The following is a 20,534-nucleotide window of genomic DNA, read 5'->3' on the forward strand; positions in this document are numbered from 1 at the left end:
TTTTAATTAGCATTTAGTTTATATAATGCTATTGAATCATTATTCTGGGTTATTAATAGATGTCTTTCACCACCTATTTTTATTATATGTAATCCACTAACTTGTTTTTGATATAGGTCCAGTCCTATTTCATTACCCATTTTATATGTTTTATCATCAAATAGTACTGCCCCCGAGAATCCATCCATTCGACCTTGATATGGAGTGACTCCAAAATAGTTACCGACCAATAACACTTCAGGAACCATATCGTTTGTAAAATCATCAACTAGCATATTTGTTATTGGTGCCATCTGTAATTTATCATCAAAAGGGTAAAAAGAAAAGCTTCCATTCTTATTGTTTTTCAAATATCCAGATGCCAACTCATGTACTTGTAATACACTCATTTGTTGTAGTTCTTTTTTATCAAAAATCTCTTCAATAGATTTTCCTGCAAAGGACTTATAGGACACGAATTTCTTTTTTAAAAACCTTAATTGCCCACTCAATTCATCAAACGTATTAATTGTATAGTATTTCTTGTTTTTGTGAATAGCAATTATAGTTTCTGTATCTCCGTTTTTATCCAAATCTCCATAATACATTAGCATCGGGTTATTTTTTGAAGCCTTAAACTTTGAGTTCTTTCCCCAATTACCCATAATATAATCAACATCTCCATCTTTATCAATATCAAAAGGTACTATAGATTGCCACAACCCATTAAGCTTTGAATTAAAAACCTCGACCATAGTAAACACACCAGAGTTGTTTTGAAAAAAAACAGGAGACATCCACTCCCCAACTATTATTAAATCAGAATCTCCATCATTATCATAGTCAGAAAATACAGCATCAGTGACCATTCCTACTTTTTGCAATTCTGCATTATTAATTATTTTAAAACCAGAAGCTGTATTTTCTATAAGGTATGATACAGGGGTATTCCCAAAATCGTTAGAAACTGCATACCCTCCCACAAAAAGGTCTAGGTCTCCATCATTATCTATATCAGAAGTTTTGACAATAGATCCGTTTTCATAGTACTTCGGAAATGATTGTTTTTTTATAAAATTTCCTTTGCTATCATTGGTATACAATCGATCTAGCAATGGCTCTTTCTTTCCAAAATATTCTCCCCCTCCAGAGATTACCAATAAATCTTTTCCTTGCTTTTGATCTAGGTTTTCTAATATTGCGAATACATCTTCTTTAGAGGCGTCTCTATCAAAAATAGTGTCTGCTTTTGTTTTAAAAACCCCTTGTTCTTGATAATAAAATATAGGCAATGTTCCTTTTGCTCCTCCAAAAAAAATATCTTCATCTCCATCCTTATCAATGTCTCCGATAGCCACTGCTGGTCCCTTATCTGATAATTTATATGGAATTAATTGTTGTCTATTAAAATCTGTAAAATCATTTTCTTTGTGGATATAATCAATTCCAAAATTGTTTGTTGTTTTTAAAAACAATGGCTTTTCTTTTGAAAACAGCTTAGTATAATCTACTTTTTCTCTATTCTTTTTAGGTCGTATTGTTAATGTGGTATCTAGTTTGGTTATTGATATTTTTTGAAATGTCTGATCTGGCCATACCATCAAAATACTATCAATTTTTGCAGAAGGTTGAAAACCAAAATGAAATACCAATTCTGAAGAGGACTGAAACCCCTTTGAAGCAAACAACTGCTTGCTTTGTATTTTATCATCATGATATACCATCATTTTGGTTCCTATACCAAATGAATTTTTATCCAAATAATCCAACTTAACTTTTAGATAATGATTCTCACTATTTTCTGTGTTTTCATATACAAAAGGAGCCTCATTAATATTATTGATCACGATATCAAGATCTCCATCATTGTCTAAATCGGCATAAGCACTTCCATTGGAAAAGGATTTTTTTTCTGGAAACCATAGAGAAGATCGATCCTTGAACTTTAAAGAATCACTCCCTTCAAAAATATAATTAAAGGAAGCTCCAGAAGGCATTTTACTAAGTACCTTCTCATCAATTATTCCTGGTTCATTAAGTTTTGCATTAATTTCTTTATTAGATACATATTTGATATAATCCAGATCATTAGGTCTTTTAGGAATTCCATTGGTAATCATTATATCTTGTTCTCCATCGAGATTAAAATCTGCAATTAAGGGACTCCAGCTCCAGTCGGTAGCCTCAACACCACTGAGTAGCGCTATTTCTGAAAAATACTCTCCCTTAGTATTTAGCTGAAGCATATTTCTTGCATATTGATAATGATATCCCAAATTATCAACCTTAAAGTCATGAATATCTGCATTATCTTCTCCTACTGATGCTTTTAATACTTGTTCCTCTTCTGGAAGCATATCTAGAGTTATTAAGTCATAGTAACCGTCATTATTTATATCACCTGCATCATTGCCCATAGAAAATCTACTGATATGTCCAAAATATGTTTTAAGACTTTCTTTAAATTTGCCATCTCCCTGATTTATATAAAAATAGTCGTCCTCATGAAAATCATTAGACACATATATATCAGTGTATCCATCATTATTAAAATCTGCTGTACACACCCCTAATCCATATCCTATTAATCCGCCATAAATCCCGGCTTCTTCACTTACATCTTTAAATTTTCCGGTATTATTTTGTAGTAGTCTATCTCCTGTTTTGAAATTACGTTTCTCTCTAAGCTGTGATGGACCATAAGAATCTTCTGTATGTACTGCATGATTTAATAGGTACATATCCAAATCTCCATCATTATCATAATCAAAAAAAGAGGCATTCGTACTATAGGTCTGATAATCTAGTTGGTATTCTTTTGACTGCTCTGTAAAAGTGAGATCTCCATTATTTATAAAAAGTTCATTATGCCCTTGCAGTCCATTAATCCCTGTCACTGCACAAACATAAATATCCAAAAGACCATCTGCATTGACATCTGCCATGGTAACTCCCGTATTCCATTGGGAATTCCCTTCTACCTTTGCTTTTTTAGTAATATCTTCAAACTCAAAGTTTCCTTTATTTAAATACAATTTATTTTTTACCTGATTTCCTGTAAAATATATATCTGGCAAACCATCATTATTTATATCTCCAATAGCAACTCCGCCCCCATTATAATAATACAGATAATCCAAAATATTCAAATCTTTTGTAGCGGTAAGGGTGTTAGAAAAATTAATGTTTGTCTTTGAAAATGGTACTGTATAGAAAAGTGTGTTTTTTCTATCGTTACAAGAAAAAAGTAATACAAAACTTAATATGTATACTAGTTTTTTACTCATTATCAAACAGTAATGGTGCCTCATTATTAATTCCTACAATTACTTGTAAATTGTTTTTGTCATCTGTCAATACTTCTATATCGTTAATCACTCCTTTTACAAAAAAGCCTGAATCTTTATAGTCTAACCAACTAAAATCTCCATTTCCATCACCTAAAAGAATGCCTCCAAACGATGCGTCTAATTGTGAGAATTGAGGTTTTAGGGAATAATCATTTCCGCCAAACAAAATATCTAAATGCCCGTCTTTATTTACATCAATAATCTCAAGGTCATTTATACAAGAAAATTGTGCTTGTGGTAAGAGTTCTTTTATTTCGAAATTAAAGTTCCCATCATTTATGGCTACAATACTTTCTGACTTATTAACTTTCTTAACAATTGCCTGAGTAAGTTTCTCCTTAGGGAACAACTCCTGAATTGTTTTTTTTGCATACTCTGAGTATTTCATGTTTTTCTTTTTCAAGAAACTCAGCTGCCCTGTCAATTCTCTTTTTAGGTGTATAGGAATATCTTTTTTGCCTTCTCCTATTGTAAACAGTTGTTCAATTGTTCCATTATTATCAAAATCATGAACATACATTTTCAATTCTTTATCTGGGCTTGATTTGTAAATAGAATTTATTCCTTGATTTCCCAACACCAGATCTATATCACCATCATTGTCAATATCTGCTACTTTACAGGCTGACCATCTACCATGTATTTCATTTAGATTACTTTTTATAGAAACAAAACGGTTTTTTTCATTTCTAAATAGGTGTACCTGTCCCCATTCTTCAGCAATTATGAGGTCTTTAATTTTATCATTATCTATATCTTTCCATTCTGCTTCGCTTATCATACCGAGATGTTTACTTTCTGGTATTTTTTCTTTTATTACATTTTTAAAGTTACCCAGACCATCATTTTCTAATAAAAAATGTTTTGGATTTACTCCATAAACGCCAGGTATTCCTTTACTGCCAACAAACAGATCAACATCACCATCCTGATCATAATCATAGGGGGAAATTACAGCAGTATTATAAACGTTAACAGGAAGATGTGTTTCGCTTTTATTAAATTTACCGTTACCATCGTTAAGATATAAGCGTAAATCATATTCGCTATCGATCATTGATGTTTCATTTCCTCCGGCCCCAACTATAAGATCTAGATCATTGTCTCCATCTGCATCGAAAAAACATGCTGCGGTATCCTCATACATACGATCTTCGGCAAATATTTCTGAAATACTTTTGATATATTTTTTATTCTTTTGGAGATAAATCTGTCCTTCCTGATCTTTTCCTCCTCCTATAAATAAGTCATTTTCACCATCATTATTAAGGTCTCCAAACGTAATTGTTGGTCCTTCTCTAGAACTCATTTTATATATAAGAGATTCGTAATCAAAATCTATATAATTGTTTTCTTCATGTTTATCAAAAAAGGCTATTTCTTTCTTTTTAAACAATTTTCTGCTTTGGGGTTCTATTTTTTTTAATTCCTTACCTGGTACTTTGTTTTGGTCAAATGTGAGTTGTTGATTAACTGCAATATTTTTCTTTACATACTCTGTCCCTTCGGGCCATATTATTTTTAGAGAGTCAATTATTTTTTTATCTCCCAAGCCTATTGTCAACACATAATCAACAGAAGATTGAAACCCACGAGAAGGGTTTAATTCCTGAAGAATCTGTTTATTATCATCTAAGTACACTTTTACTTTGGTTCCTATCGCAAAGGTGTTTTTATTTTTACCCTTTAGTTTTACTTTCAAATAATTACTTGATTGTAATTCATCTGTATTATTTTTATAAACAAAAGTGGGCTGGTTTACATTATTCACTATTATATCAAGATCTCCATCATTATCCAGGTCTCCATATGCTGCTCCATTAGAAAAGCTAGGTTCTTCTAACCCCCATTGAGGGGCTCTATCTGTAAATGTAAGGTCTTTATTATTTTTAAAAACTTTGTTAGCAATAGGTGTACTAGGCATTTTATGAATAATAGTATCTATAACTTCTTTTTTGCCTGTCAAAACCATTTGTTGAAGAATATCATTAGCAAAAAAGTCCATAAAATCCTGATTGGTAAGATCATGATAAATACCATTACTTACATAAATATCTTTATACCCATCATTATCCATATCAAAAAGTAATGCTCCCCAGCTCCAGTCACTCATAGCTACTCCTGAATAAAAAGCTATTTCTGAAAAAGTGTTGTTCCCATTATTTAGTTGCAATGAGTTTTGCATATATTGATTATAGAAATCTTGTTTTCTTTTTAACTGAAGTACATCGTATCGTTCAAAATCGCTAGTTTCCTTAAGTCTCACATTATCTTCTGGTAGCATATCTGTCACAAATATATCTTGCATACCATCATTATTAATATCAGATAAATCAGCTCCCATAGAAGACATACTTATATGAGACGTCCAACTTTTAATTTCTTCAGAAAATGTTCCGTCTTTTTTATTGATATATAGATAATCTCTCTCATAAAAATCATTAGAGATATACAAGTCAGGATATTGATCATTATTAAGATCTCCTACAGTAACTCCTAATCCAAAACCTATCAAGCTGCCAAAAATCCCAGCTTCTTCGCTTACATCAACAAAATGACCATTATCATTTCTCAATAATTTATCCCCACCGCCTTTGAGAAAATCTGGGATATTCCAGTCTTCACTTCTTATTTCTCTTTTATTTGAATATCCTAATGAGCTAACGGGAATAAAGCTATTGTTTAAAATATAAGCATCTAAATCTCCATCTTTATCATAATCGAAAAAAGCTGCATGAGTTGTAAAACCGCTATCTGCCAAATTGTATTCTTCCGCAGCTTCGGTAAATGTGAGGTCTTTATTATTTATGTACAATTCATTTTTTTGATTATCTCCTTTTACATCTCCGGCATTGCACACATATATATCCAACCATCCATCACTATTAATATCTACCATGACTACTCCTGTAGACCAATTGTTTTTTCCCTGAACGCCAGAATCTATAGTAATATCCTCAAAAACAAAAGAGCCCTTATTAAGGTATAGTTTATTTTTTTTCATATTAGCAGTAAGAAAAACATCTGCATATCCATCATTATTAATGTCGCCAATTGCTACTCCTCCTCCATTATAAAAGTTTCGGTATTTAAAGATATTTAACTCTTCATTATTAGCTATTTCATTTGTAAAAGAAATATTAGTTTCTTCAAATGGAAGCCTCTCAAACATTTTTTTAATTTCTCTGTTTGACTCATCTACAATAGGCTTTTCTTGTTTGGAACAAGACAGTGTCAGAATACTTAAAAATATTATAAGAAATGTATTACGCATAATCACCTTTTTAACTATGAAATTACTGTATATGACATCTTGATTTCATTTCACCCTATTTCTAATAATAGAAGTCAGAATAATTAACAAATTCAACCTTCACCTTACTCATAAAGCATATCATCACTTACTTTCTCGAAATCTTATTCGTTCAGAAATGACATTTTTAATAAAATAATGCCTCAAAAAATGCATCCCTCAATATCATTTTTTGGAGACATTATTTTCTAATCCTTGTATATTAGCAACAAGGAAACAAACAAAAAAACAAGGTTAATATCCTGGGTTCTGACTTAAATCAGGGTTAGACAGTAACGCAGTCGTAGGGATAGGGAACAAAATTCGTTCTGATCCCGAAGCTTCTTTCAATTGCCAAGCACTTAGATACTTTCCAAATCTTACAAGGTCATTTCTTCTCCAGCCCTCCCAATACAATTCTCTTCCTCTTTCTGCTAGAATCTCATCATCTGTAAGGTTTAATGAACCTGCAGTTAGTCCTCTTGCAACTCTAATTTCATCAAAAACATCACTGGCTGCTTGTCCTAATGCAGCATCAGATCCACCTCGATAGATTGCTTCTGCTTTATTTAGCAAAACATCTGCATATCGTAATAAAACATAGCTATTATTAGGGTCATCTGCATTATCTACTCCTCCTGTAAAATCAGGGATATATTTCAATACTCTAATACCTTTTTCTTCAGTGTTAATTGCAACATCTACATCTCTTGTATAGGCTAGTGGAGTACCGTTCCTAGTTGTTAAAGCTGTTCCGTTTTCATCAAATTGTTGCCCTATTAAAAAACCTGCTTTTGTTCCAGTGCTAGTTGTATAAGGGTTTGTTGCGCTATTATAATCTCCTCCTAACCTAACATCATTAGCATCAAATGAATCATAAAAATCTGATAATGTAGCAAATCCATTCCATCCTGACGGCTTTTGGTTATAATGCAGAGAACAGTTCCATCTTCTCTTAAAGTCAGTCAATTCTGATTCTGGCACAGAGAAGATCAACTCACTACTTTGTCCTTCATTGGCTTCGGCAAACGTATTAAAATACCCTTCTAATCCAGAAGTTAGAGAATACTGCCCAGATTGAATAATATCATTGGCATACTCAATAACTTTATCCATATCTTGTTTTGCAAAGCTAAATGACCCTGCGGCTCTATTATCAGATTCATACACGGCTTTATTTAGATATAATTTGGTAAGTAAGGCCCTGGCAGTATTTTTATTAGCTAAGTTTTTACTAGATGTTTCTGGCAAATCTGCTAATGCTTCTTCTAAATCTTGTATAAGAAAAGCTACAGACTCTGATGAGGTAAGTACTCTTGGATTAACACTAACTCCATCTTCTGCTTCTCTAAACACCGTAATCCCCCAAAAGTCTAATACATAAAACATAAAATATGCTCTTACTGTTTTAGCTTCTGCTATCAATTGAGGTGTTGCTCCATCTCCACTTATTGCTTGAGTTGCTCTAAAAACTCCTCTATTAATATCACTCCATGAGGTTCTAATAAATAAATGATCTGGAGTCCATGTATGTAAATGCATTTGTTGAAATACTCCTCCATCAAACCAATCTGTACCTCTGGTTGGTCCTAGCATTTCATCTGTACTATGCCCTGATAGCCCAAAAATTACACGCTCATTAGCAAACTCTCTCAATTGTCCATAGGCAGAGCTTAAAAGTTCTGTAGACTCACCTATTCCTTCTGGGATAATTCCCCCTTCATTTTCAAACTCTAAATCTGTACATGCAGATATTAGATATATACTCAATATCCCAAGTAAAATTCTTACGTTATTATTATTTTTCATATTTTTTTATTTAAAAGACATTGTTAAACCTAGTGTAAACGTGCGAGCTCTTGGATATGCAGAATAGTCAATTCCTAAAGAAGGTACGCCGCCTATACTCTTATCAACGTTAACTTCTGGATCCTGACCACTATAGTCTGTAAAAGTTAATAAATTTTGACCAGTTACAGAAATTCTAAGATCATCTAAATATTTTAACTTATCTGTATTAAAAGTATACCCCAATACCATATTCTGTAACCTAACAAAAGAACCATCTTCTAAGAATCTTGTAGAAACATTATTTCCATTTGTTGGACTCTCGTTGCTGTTAGCTACATCTCTTGTAACATTTTTACCACCATTAATTAGTGATCCTTTTAAGAATAATGCATTACGATTATTATTGTAAATGTACCCTCCTATCTGACCTGCAAAAAACAAACTCAAATCCCAATTTTTATAATTCAATGTATTTGTAAACCCAAAAGTATAATCTGGCAATGGGCTTTTTCCTATTAATCGGGCTGGCTCTTCTATACTAGCCCCATCACTGTCAAAACCTTTAAACTCACTTAGAAAGTATGAATACAAAGGCTCTCCTTGGGTAATCACTTGTACAAAAGCACCTGTTAGCCCCTGGCCGCTAATGGCTCCCGTTTGTATTCTTCTATCTATTTTGGTAACTTCATTTTTATTGAAGCTAATATTAAAATTAGTTGTCCAATTAAAGTCCTCACTTTCAATAATATCTCCTTCAATATTAAATTCTAATCCAGTGTTTTGAACCTCTGCATCTAAATTACCAAAGAAAAATGATGCAGGAGCAGGCTCAGCTGTATCTAAACGCAATAACAAGTCTTTTGTAATTTTATCATAAAAATCTATTGATCCTCTTAATCTACCATCAAAAAAACCAAAATCAATACCTGCATTATACTGTGTTGTCGACTCCCACTTAAGGTCAGGGTTTCCAAATCTTGGAGCTGATAGGTTATTATTTGAATCAAATCTTTGCAATACAATCTGGCTACCTCCATCAAATTCCTGATTTCCTGTAATCCCATACCCTAATCTTAACTTAAGGTCACTAAATGAATCTGGGATAAATTCTTCGTCAGATAATCTCCAGGCAAATGCAACTGATGGAAAGTATCCATATCTATTGTTTTCTCCAAATTTACTGGATCCATCTGCTCTAAGTGTACCTGTTAGGATGTATTTATCCATTAAAGTATAATTGATTCTTCCGAAGTAAGATTGAATTTCATCTTTTGTTGCAATACTTCCGGCACTAGCAGTACCACCAATACTATATTGAGCTGATTCAAGATTGTTTAACATCACATTAAGGTCGGTAGATTGAAAATTAGTAGCACTAAATGTTCTTCCTTTGACTTTAAAGCTTTGATAAGAATACCCAGCAAGAGCATTTATACTATGAATATCTCCAAATTCCTTTTTGTAATTAAGTGTATGTTCTAATAATAAATTTGAAGAAAACACAGTAGAAACAGATGCTATCCCAAGACCAGCTACTCTCGCAACATTGAGGTCTCCTGATAAGGCACTCTGTCTTTCCGAATTTGATCTATCTACCCCAAAGTTTAGCTTATAGGATAAGCCTTTCATAAGTTCAAGTTCGGCAGAAAAATCTCCTAAAACTCTAAACGTATTCGTTCTATCTGTTGTAAGTCCTAGTATCGCAGCGGGATTACGTTCGTTTATATCCGGTTGGGCAAAAGTTCCATCAGCATTATAAATAGGTCTGGTTGGATTTGCTCTCCAAGCTCCACTTAATATATCTCCTGTAAACCCTGCATCGTTGGATATCTGAGGGTTTTGATCCAATATATTAGTTCCTGCTGCGAAAGCTTTAATATTAAGCCTGTCATTAAACAATTTATAAGAAGTATTTATTGTTCCCGTGTACATTTTCATACCACTACCTTCTACAATACCTTCTTGATCTGTTGTTCCTGCTGATAAATGATAAATTGATTTTCCATCATCGCTTCCTCCTCCATATGAGAGGTAATGGTTTTTACTTAGAGCAGTTCTGAAAATCACATCTTGCCAATCTGTACTACTCCCAAAATCTAAGGCAGGGTCTACAAAAGTTCTAAACTCATCAGCATCTAACAGGTCTAATTTTTCTGTAATTGTACTAGCACTCACTGATGTCGTATATGTTAATGCTCCAGACCCTGATTTTCCTTTTTTGGTTGTAATCATAATCACTCCATTAGCTCCTCTTGATCCATAAATTGCAGTTGCCGATGCATCCTTTAGTATTGCTATATTGGCTATATCATTGGGATTAATAAAAGACAATGGGTTTTTAGCGGTTGTGTTTCCTAAGCCATTATCATTGCTTCCTACATTGGCTCCAGTGGGAGAAACTCCTATCCCATTTAATGGTACTCCATTAACTACATATAATGGTCCATTACCACTTCTTACAGAGGATGTTCCTCTTACTCTTACATTTACACTTCCACCCGGTTCTCCTCCATCAGAAGTAATCTGAACACCAGGGGTTCTTCCTTGTATCAACTGTTCTGGGGAAGAAATTGCTCCCGCATTAAAATCTTTCGCTTGTAAAGTTGATATCGCTCCTGTAACATCCTTTTTTGCCACAGACCCATATCCTACTAATACAACCTGCTCTAATTCGGCAGAGTCTTCTTCTAAATCAACATTAATAACCGTTTGATTATTAACTGGTATTTCAACAGTCTTAAACCCCAAATAGCTAAATACAATAACTGCATCAGGTGCTACATTAGAAATGGTATAATTCCCATCAAAATCGGTAACTGATCCATTATCAGTTCCTCGAACTATTATATTTACTCCAGGTATTACTCCTCCACTGCCAGAGACAGTACCTTTTACGGTTATATTATCTTGCGCTACGGTGGTTATTCCCATTAGCAAAAATCCCAAGCTAAAAAGGAGATTTTTCGGTAATATGTTTATCATAATTTTAAAAATTTAGTTTAGTTAATTTTACTTGGTTAATTTCTTTTTGAATATCCTAATGAACACCTAATATTTAATCAGGTCAAAGTCATAAAATTCTCTTCCTTCTTGTTCTCATTAACAAGAAGAAGTAATTAATGAAACTGATAATATCACTATTAGTCATTTGTAATCTTCTCCTTGTCAAATCATTGAGAACAAAAAAAATTAACAACTTATCAATTGGCTACAATTCATACTAATTAGAATACAAAAGAATTTATAGGAAATAATAACTCTATACTATAACTACTACTATCTCCTGATTCCATTTGTTTCTTTACTTCATTGGCTTATTAGTTTTAGAGGTTATAATTATTTCACTTTTATTTACTTTATAGTTGAAAGGAATATTTTGAGAAAAAACATTTAGTAGGTGTTCTATCCCTTTTTTAGAATCAAATTTTCCAGTAAAACTTTCGTTATTTAAATCAGGGTATTTATTTATTATTTTAATATTATAGTTACGTTCTATTCTTCTTACTACCTGTGTAAAATTTTCATTTTTAAAATATAGATAACCTTCAATCCAGGCTATAGAATTGATAGCCTTAACTGATGTTAGTTTGATTTCATTATTATTTTTTTGATATACCGCTTTCTGATTTGGATGCATTATTTGCATCTCGTTTTTTGATTTAGAATTTTGTTGCTGAACACCGACTTTTCCTTCAATAAGAGTTATCGAACTTTTTGGGTCTTCGGGGTACGCAGACACATTAAATTTTGTTCCTAGTACAGTGGTTTTTAAAGCCCAAGATTCAACTATAAATGGTTTTTCCTTGTTTTTTGTAACATCAAAATAAGCTTCGCCTTTTAGTACAACTTTTCTTTCCTGAGTGTATTTAAAATCAGTAGGAATTTGTATACTGGATGACGCATTTAAAAAAACTTTGGTACCGTCTACTAGTACCATATTAAAAGTTTTTCCTTTGGGAACATTTATTGATATATATTCTATCTCATTGGAGATATTATCTATAATGCTGTCATTTTTCTGAAGATCAAAAACAATGTGTTCTTCTATTACCTTAATCTCACCATTAGTATCTGTAATAGTAATTTCGTTTAAGTAATTCGAGAAAATTTTATTATTCTCATACGAGATAAAATAAAGAAAAGTGGACACCCCAAATAAGACGATAAGAATCGCGGCGTATTTAACAACCTGTGCCAATGAATAGTTTTTCTTACTTCTATCTGCTTCAACACATTTTTTCTTTAATTTATAAAATTGATCCTTATCATAAATTATATATTCATTTAGATTATATTCTTGCAAACACTTTTTTTTCTGAAAAGAATCCAAAAACCCAGAGAGTATCTTCTGCTCTTTTTTAGAAGCAGAATTATCCAGGTATTTTTTAATAAGTTTTTTCATTTACAGACGTGTTATTCTTTCTAAATCAATACTATATCGTTTGAGAAGTTAACGCATTAATTAAGTAACATGAAATCGAAAATGGTACACCTCTGATATCATTTTTTTTTTAAAAGATCACTCAAAAAGAAACAATAATTCACTTTTTTGTAGTTATATCAAGGGATAGGAGAGATAATTTATTTCTGATAAAAAAATAAAAAAACACACCTTTTTGAGCTAAAAGGTTTATAAGTTTGAAAATAGTGAGAATTACTTTGGACTAAAAAACCAAGAAATTTATCTTTAATCACTTTATAAATTTAATACTCAAAAATTTATTTGAGTTATTCGTATCAGATCGATAATTAAGGAAATAAAAAAGAAATTATTTAAAAGTTACTAAGAAACCAAAGTTAAAGGAACGTTCTTTTGGATAAGCAGAATAATCGATCCCCAAAGATGGAACTCCATCAATACTTTTGTCGATATTTACTTCGGGATCCTGACCACTATAATTTGTAATTGTATATAAGTTTTTTGCTGTTAATGACAATTTAAAATAATCAACATATTTAAGATTATGAGTATTAAAGGTATATCCTAATTCAATGTTTTGAAATCTAAGATAGGATCCATCTTCTAAAAACCTTGTCGATACATTATTGGAATTTTCACTGTTTTCATTCCCAAAAGCAACATCATGAGTTACATTTCTACCTCCATTAATCAAAGCTCCTTTTAGAAAAAAAGCATTTGTATTATTATTATAAATATGAGCACCTACTTGTCCTGATAAGAAAACATTTAAATTCCATTTTTTATAAACTACAGAATTATACCACCCAAAACTATAATCTGGAAACGGTGTCTTATCAACAAAAACAGGTTCCCCTCCATTATTAAAAACGTTAAATCCGTTATCATCCAGTCCTTTAAAATCGCTTAAAAAATATGAATAAAGTGGTCTTCCTTGAGTTATTACTTGTGTATACGCACCTGTTAATCCTTGACCATTAATAGCTCCTGTTGATATTACTCTATCAATCTTAGTCACTTCATTTTTATTAATACTTATATTAAATGCAGACATCCATTTAAATTCCTTTTTGTCAATTATTGTTGACTCTATATCAAACTCAATTCCTTTATTAACAATCTCTGCATCTATATTTTTAAACAAGAACTCGGCTGGAGCGGGTTCTGCACTCTCTGTTCTTATCAAAAGATCTTTAGTTTTTTTGGTGTATAGATCGATACTGCCTCGCACTCTGTTTTTAAACAACGTATAGTCTATTCCTACATTAAATTGAGTTGTTGTTTCCCATTTTAGGTCAGGATTTTCGAAACGTAAGTTTTGTAGTTGATTATTACTTCCAAAACGTTGAAATCTTAGTTGATTACCTCCTTCAAAATCTTGATTTCCTGTTATTCCAAATCCCAATCTCAATTTTAAATTGTCTATTACTTCAGGGATAAAACTCTCTTCAGAAATCCTCCAGGCAACCCCCAAAGAGGGGAAATATCCATATTTATTGTTTACTCCAAATCTACTAGATCCATCTGCTCTCAGTGTAGTAGTAAAAATATATTTATCAATAAAAGAGTAATTAACTCTACCAAAGAAAGATTGAAACTCGTCGATAGCTTTATTGCTTCCTATTTTAATAGACCCTGGGATATTCGTCTGAACCGACTCTAGATTATTAAGCATCACATTTATATCAGAAGTCTGAAAATTAGTTGCTTCTATCCTCTTCGTTTTCAATTTTAATTTTTGATATGAATACCCAAAAACAGTACTAAATCGATGCTGTCCCGCAAATGTTTTGGTATATTTTAAAGTATGATCTATTAAAAGATTTGAAGAAAGCACATCGGATATGGTAGCTCTTCCTAACCCTTGTATTCTGGATATATTAAGATCTCTAGAAATTGCACTTTGCCTTTCTGAATTGTATCGTCCCAAGCCAAAACCAAAACCATAGGAAAAATTTTTACCTAGTTTTAAATCTGCAGAAAGATTTCCTAAAAAATTAAAAGTGTTTGTCTTATCCTCGGTGTACTCAATAACTGCGGCAAGATTTCTATCATTTTCATTTGGTTGAAAAAATGATCCATCTGCATTAAAAATAGGGCGAGTAGGATTTGATATCCAGGCACCACTTAACAAATCCCCATTGGCTCCTGCATCATTAGAAATTTGAGGATTTTGATCTAAAACATTTGCCCCAATAGCTGAGATTCTAATATTTAACTTATCATCTAGTATTTTATGAGTTGTATTTATTGTTCCTGAATATTTCTGGATTCCACTATCTTCAATAATTCCTTCTTGATCCATAATTCCAAGGGATAGTCTATACCCTGTTTTTTCATTCTTATCATTCCCTTCGAATGAAATATTATGGTTGTTATTAAACGCAGTTCTAAAAATTACATCCTGCCAATCAGTACTGCTTCCAAAATCTAAAGAAGGGTCAACAAATTCTCTAAATTCCTTTGGAGATAGAATATTAACTTTTTTAGTTATAGTACTTATTCCCACAAAAGAACTATAATGTAATCGCATACCTTTTCCTCCCTCTTTTGTTTTAATAATAATCACTCCATTTGCTCCTCTAGACCCATAAATTGCTGTTGCTGAAGCATCTTTTAAAACATCTATGCTTTCTATATCATTAGGATCGATAAAGTTTAATGGATTTCTAGAGGTCGTATTTCCTTGCCCATCATCACTACTACCTATATTGGTTCCTGTAGGAGAAATAGCAAAAGAAGATAGAGGAATTCCATTCACTACAAATAGAGGACCATTACCATTTCTTATCGACGAGGTCCCCCGAATTCTAAGAGTTATGCTTGTTCCTGGCTCTCCAGAGTCCAAAATCCCTTGTACACCTGCTATTCGTCCTTGTAATAGTTGTTGAGGTGAAATTGCACTTTCACGACTAACATGTTTCATATTTAGAGAAGATATAGCTCCCGTAACATCTTTTTTTCTAAAGGTATCATACCCCACTAATACTATTTCATCTATATCTGTTGTTTCTTCATATAAAACGACATTAATAGATCTTCTTTTATTTAACGGTACTTCTTTGGTAACATATCCTAAATAACTAAAAATCAATATTGATTTGGGATCAACTTTTTGAATCAAAAAATTACCTTTAATATCAGAAACTGTACCTTTTGTGCTGCTTTTAACATAGATATTAACTTCACTTAATGGTTGCCCCTTATCATTCTTTACATTTCCAATAATTACAAAATCATTCTTTTTGGTAATTGGGGTTTTTGCGTTTGTATTTACTTCTTCTTTTTTCACCAAAATCACCTGATTCCCTATAATACTATAGCTTATAGGAGTATTCTTTAATATAATCTCTAAAATCTTTGTTATAGACTCTTCTATTACATTTATTGATATCTTCTCAATTTTTTGAATCTGAGATTTTCTATAAAAAAACCTATAATCAGTCTTTTCCTCAATTTGATCAAAAATTGATACCACAGAGGTCTCTGTTAATGTTAAAGTTATTTTTTCTTCTTGAGAAAATGTTAAATTAAAAAAGAAGAATATATATAAAAGAAATGTATATCGCATTTTAAAACCTTAATTGAAGATCAGGTCAACTACATTAGTTTAAAACAGGGTTAATAACCACTTCGTTATTTTTTATAGAAAAATCAAATGGATAATTCTCTGAAAAAACTGTAAGTATATACTCCAAACCTTCTTTCATTTCAAATTCTCCTGTAAATTTTTCTTCAGATAAATTACTATAATTATTGGTTATTGTAACATTAAAAGACCGTTCTAATTCATTTATTAAATCATCAAATCTCTCATCATCAATATACAATATACCTTGCGTCCAACCAATACTTCTCTTTGCATTGGCTTTGGATATGGTAATTTTATCATCAATTTTAGTATATATAGCAACTTCGTCCGGGATCAGCATTATCTCTTTATTATTAGCATGCTTTCCTTTCATAAATACACCTACCTTACCACTTAAAAGTGAGATTCCTTCATTTCTTTCATTTTCATAAGCGGATACATTAAACTTGGTTCCGTATACTTTTACATTTAAATCATTAGCTGCTACAACAAAAGGCTTAAACGAATCTTTAACTACCTCAAAATAAGCTTCTCCTGATAAAAAAACTTGTCTTTCTTGGGAATTTTGAAAATTATTCAAAAATCTTAATTCACTATCAGCATTTACATAAACACCTGTCCCATCTGAAAGAATAACCTTATATTTTTTACCCCTTGGGACATGTAATGTAATGTATTTATTTATGCTTTTTTTTGTATCTCCCATAGCAAAGGGATCTTGTTCCTTGGTCAAATCAAGTATTGTAGTTTCTTCAAAGGTTTTAGAGTTTCCATCTTCAGATAGCAATGTAACTTTTTCAAAATCACCCTTTACATTAATAGGGTTTATCAAATAAAAAAACATGCCAACACCAATTAATACAACAAAAATCGCCGCATATCGATACCATACATTAGTATTATTCTTTTTTATTGGTGTTTGTTCTTGAGATTTTATTTGGTTCTTTAATTTATCAAACTCTGATGGGTTATAATCATCCTCGTCTGAAGGTTTCCATTCCTCCCAAGAAGTATCTTTCTGGTAAGAATCCAAGAAAATATCTACAATCTTTTCATCTTTAGAAGAAATTTCATCCTTCAAAAAATCACTAATGATTTTATTTTTATCAGTCTTGCTCATTGCTCTTCTATATACATATTAAAAAATAGTATGTTTTATTTCACGGTAGTAAAAATTTTCTTTCTATTAATTTAGCTCTTATTAGCTTCAAAGCCTTAGATATTTGATTTTTAACCCCTTGTACAGAAATCCCAAGTTCTTTAGCTATTTCTTTATTTGATTTATTTTCAAACCTACTTAGTAAAAAAATATACTTACATCTATCCGGGAGTTCTTCTATACATTTCTTTATATATGTTTCAAGTTCTGTATATTCCATAGTATCATTAATTTCTATGGTATCCTGAATCAAATTAAATCTGGTTAGATTTTCTTTTGATAAAGAATTTTTTCTAAAATGATTAAATATTTGAAATTTTATAGCTTTAAACAAAAAAGCAGATAGGTTTTCTATTTCTCTACTTGTCTTTTTATTCCAAATATCAAGAAAAATATTCTGAACCAAATCTTCACAGATTTGTCTTTTCTTTAAAACATTTAAAGCATAACTAAACATTTTACCAGAATAACGCTTGTAAATTTCGTCAAACGCCAACTCCTCTCCTTGATATAATAACAAGGTTAATTCACTATCAGTATAGATTTTTTTCATTTTCCACCGATAAATTTACATAAAAAAATACAAATTTATTTTTTTTATGAGAAGCTGGTAAAAAATAACCTATTACTCTAATTATAGTTTCTAAAAAACGATGTGTTGTTTTTAAGTCTACTTTCTGTAATATGATCCTGTAAACACTGTATAATTATATTTTGACACTTTAAAGTTTTTATCTATTAATATACAGATAACCAGCTCTGCTTTTACTATTTTCTCCTGGAACTACATACTTTAAAATATAATAGTATGTTCCCACAGGTAATTCATCTCTTTCTTCAATAGTATTTCTTCCATTTGAAGTCCCCCTAAAGAAATTATCATTTCTTCCATAATTTTCAGTTCCATACACTTTAACACCCCATCTATTATAAATTTCCAAGGTGTTTTCAAATCTTTCTAGTCCACTAATTACAAACACATCATTTACTCCATCTCCATTTGGTGACATTGCAGAAAAAATTGTAATTCCGTCTTCTGCACCTACTTCAACATCAATTGATTCTTCTAAGTCATCAGGAGTTTCATTTATATCTGTTTGATCCAGGGAGATTTCTGTAATTACATTGGTAATCGTCATCCCCGCAGAAGCAGTATCAACAGAGAAACTAATTTCTAATTCAATTGTGTTTCCAGCTGTAACTGTTCCCACATTCCATACTCCCGTTGAAACATTATAGATTTCGGAACTATTGTTTGACAAATATGTTATTCCTGAAGGAAGTTGATCAGTTATTAATACATTGGTAGCGTCGTTTAAACTATTATTTGAAACAAGAATATTATAAGTATATGTTTCTCCTGTTAAATAAGGTCCAGACTCCAAAATTCCTTTTTCAATTACCAAGTCTATTCCTCCTACCACAATGTTTTCACTAGAATCATCAATAGTGGTATTACTATCGGTCTGATCCAGACTTACGCTACTCACTGTATTAGTGATGGTATCTCCACTAGTACCTCCATCTACTGTAGCGCTGATACTTAAGGTAGCATTGCTGCTATTATTGATACTACCAACACTCCAAACTCCGGTACCACTCACATAACTACCCTGACTTGGGGTATCGGATACATAGGTTACTCCTGTTGGTAACAGATCCGTGATAGAAACATTGGTCGCAGTAGCTGGACCACTGTTGGTTAAGGTAATCGTATAGATCACCGTATCTCCTTCATTTGGTGTCGTATTGTTTACTGTTTTACTAACGACTAGATCCGTGGTGTTGCCAACTACTATATTCTCTGATGGATCATCGGTAGTGGTATTACTATCGGTCTGATCCAAACTTACACTACTTACTGTATTGGTTATCGTATCTCCACTAGTACCTGCATCTACTGTAGCGCTGATACTTAAGGTAGCATTACTGCTATCATTGATACTACCAACACTCCAAACTCCGGTACCACTTACATAACTACCCTGACTAGGGGTATCTGAGACATAGGTTACCCCTGTTGGTAACAGATCCGTAATAGAAACATTGGTTGCCGTAGCAGGACCACTGTTGGTTAAGGTAATCGTATAGATCACCGTATCACCTTCATCTGGTGTTGTGTTGTTCACCGTTTTACTAACGACTAAATCCGTGGTGTTGCCAACTACGATGTTTTCACTAGGATCATCCGTTGTTGTATTGCTATCGGTCTGATCCAAACTTACACTACTTACTGTATTAGTGATGGTATCTCCACTGGTACCTGCATCTACTGTTGCACTGATACTTAAGGTAGCATTGCTGCTATCATTGATACTACCAACACTCCAAACTCCGGTACCACTTACATAACTACCCTGACTTGGGGTATCGGATACATAGGTTACTCCTGTTGGTAACAGATCCGTAATAGATACATTGGTTGCCGTAGCAGGACCACTGTTGGTTAAGGTAATCGTATAGATCACCGTATCACCTTCATCCGGGGTTGTATTGTTCACCGTTTTACTAACGACTAGATCCGTGGTGTTGCCAACTACTATATTCTCTGATGGATCATCGGTAGTGGTATTACTATCGGTCTGATCCAGACTTACGCTACTCACTGTATTGGTGATGGTATCTCCACTAGTACCTGCATCTACTGTAGCGCTGATACTTAAGGTAGCATTGCTGCTATTATTGATACTACCAACACTCCAAACTCCGGTACCACTCACATAACTACCCTGACTTGGGGTATCGGATACATAGGTCACCCCTGTTGGTAACAGATCCGTGATAGAAACATTGGTCGCAGTAGCGGGACCACTGTTGGTAAGGGTGATCGTATAGATTACCGTATCTCCTTCATCTGGAGTTGTATTGTTTACTGTTTTACTAACGACTAGATCCGTGGTGTTGCCAACTACTATATTCTCTGATGGATCATCGGTAGTGGTATTACTATC

At 32.4% G+C, this 20,534-nt stretch carries 9 protein-coding genes; all 9 read right to left on the reverse strand.

Annotation, left to right across the window (positions count from 1 at the left end; all coding sequences use genetic code 11):
• Nucleotides 1-2: 2 nt before the first annotated feature.
• A complete protein-coding gene (locus C1X07_RS19235; RefSeq protein ID WP_103071664.1) occupies nt 3-3,266 on the reverse strand; it encodes a VCBS repeat-containing protein in 3,264 nt (1,087 codons plus the stop codon).
• The gene (locus C1X07_RS19240; protein ID WP_103071665.1) at nt 3,259-6,603 is read right to left on the reverse strand and encodes a VCBS repeat-containing protein; all 3,345 of its coding nucleotides are present in this window, start codon (nt 6,601-6,603) and stop codon (nt 3,259-3,261) included. The genes C1X07_RS19235 and C1X07_RS19240 overlap by 8 nt, the downstream gene beginning before the upstream one ends.
• 273 nt (nt 6,604-6,876) lie before the next feature.
• Complete coding sequence (locus C1X07_RS19245; protein ID WP_103071666.1) at nt 6,877-8,430, reverse strand: RagB/SusD family nutrient uptake outer membrane protein; 1,554 nt, start codon at nt 8,428-8,430, stop codon at nt 6,877-6,879.
• A gap of 6 nt (nt 8,431-8,436) precedes the next feature.
• A complete protein-coding gene (locus tag C1X07_RS19250) occupies nt 8,437-11,394 on the reverse strand; it encodes a SusC/RagA family TonB-linked outer membrane protein (RefSeq protein ID WP_206604255.1) in 2,958 nt (985 codons plus the stop codon).
• A gap of 319 nt (nt 11,395-11,713) precedes the next feature.
• Nucleotides 11,714-12,814 carry a FecR family protein gene (locus tag C1X07_RS19255; RefSeq protein ID WP_103071668.1) on the reverse strand — a complete coding sequence of 367 codons (1,101 nt, stop codon included), beginning with the start codon at nt 12,812-12,814 and terminating at the stop codon, nt 11,714-11,716.
• A 367-nt stretch (nt 12,815-13,181) separates the two neighbouring features.
• The gene (locus C1X07_RS19260) at nt 13,182-16,403 is read right to left on the reverse strand and encodes a SusC/RagA family TonB-linked outer membrane protein (RefSeq protein WP_103071669.1); all 3,222 of its coding nucleotides are present in this window, start codon (nt 16,401-16,403) and stop codon (nt 13,182-13,184) included.
• A gap of 34 nt (nt 16,404-16,437) precedes the next feature.
• On the reverse strand, nt 16,438-17,544 hold the full coding sequence (locus C1X07_RS19265; protein WP_103071670.1) for a FecR family protein: 1,107 nt from the start codon (nt 17,542-17,544) through the stop codon (nt 16,438-16,440).
• Between the two features lie 40 nt (nt 17,545-17,584).
• Entirely contained in the window at nt 17,585-18,136 is a 552-nt protein-coding gene (locus tag C1X07_RS19270) for an RNA polymerase sigma factor (RefSeq protein ID WP_103071671.1), read from the reverse strand.
• A gap of 178 nt (nt 18,137-18,314) precedes the next feature.
• On the reverse strand, nt 18,315-20,534 hold a 2,220-nt coding region (locus tag C1X07_RS19275), incomplete at its 5' end, for a T9SS type B sorting domain-containing protein (protein WP_128755328.1).

It is taken from the genome of Aquimarina sediminis (genome assembly GCF_002895435.1).
In the GTDB taxonomy this organism is placed as follows: Bacteria; Bacteroidota; Bacteroidia; order Flavobacteriales; family Flavobacteriaceae; genus Aquimarina; species Aquimarina sediminis.

Coding starts and splice junctions, on each gene's coding strand:
- C1X07_RS19250 (WP_206604255.1), bottom strand. CDS start 11,394: ATGATAAACATATTACCGAAAAATCTCCTTTTTAGCTTGGGATTTTTG.
- C1X07_RS19270 (WP_103071671.1), bottom strand. CDS start 18,136: ATGAAAAAAATCTATACTGATAGTGAATTAACCTTGTTATTATATCAA.
- C1X07_RS19265 (WP_103071670.1), bottom strand. CDS start 17,544: ATGAGCAAGACTGATAAAAATAAAATCATTAGTGATTTTTTGAAGGAT.
- C1X07_RS19235 (WP_103071664.1), bottom strand. CDS start 3,266: ATGAGTAAAAAACTAGTATACATATTAAGTTTTGTATTACTTTTTTCT.
- C1X07_RS19255 (WP_103071668.1), bottom strand. CDS start 12,814: ATGAAAAAACTTATTAAAAAATACCTGGATAATTCTGCTTCTAAAAAA.
- C1X07_RS19245 (WP_103071666.1), bottom strand. CDS start 8,430: ATGAAAAATAATAATAACGTAAGAATTTTACTTGGGATATTGAGTATA.
- C1X07_RS19240 (WP_103071665.1), bottom strand. CDS start 6,603: ATGCGTAATACATTTCTTATAATATTTTTAAGTATTCTGACACTGTCT.
- C1X07_RS19260 (WP_103071669.1), bottom strand. CDS start 16,403: ATGCGATATACATTTCTTTTATATATATTCTTCTTTTTTAATTTAACA.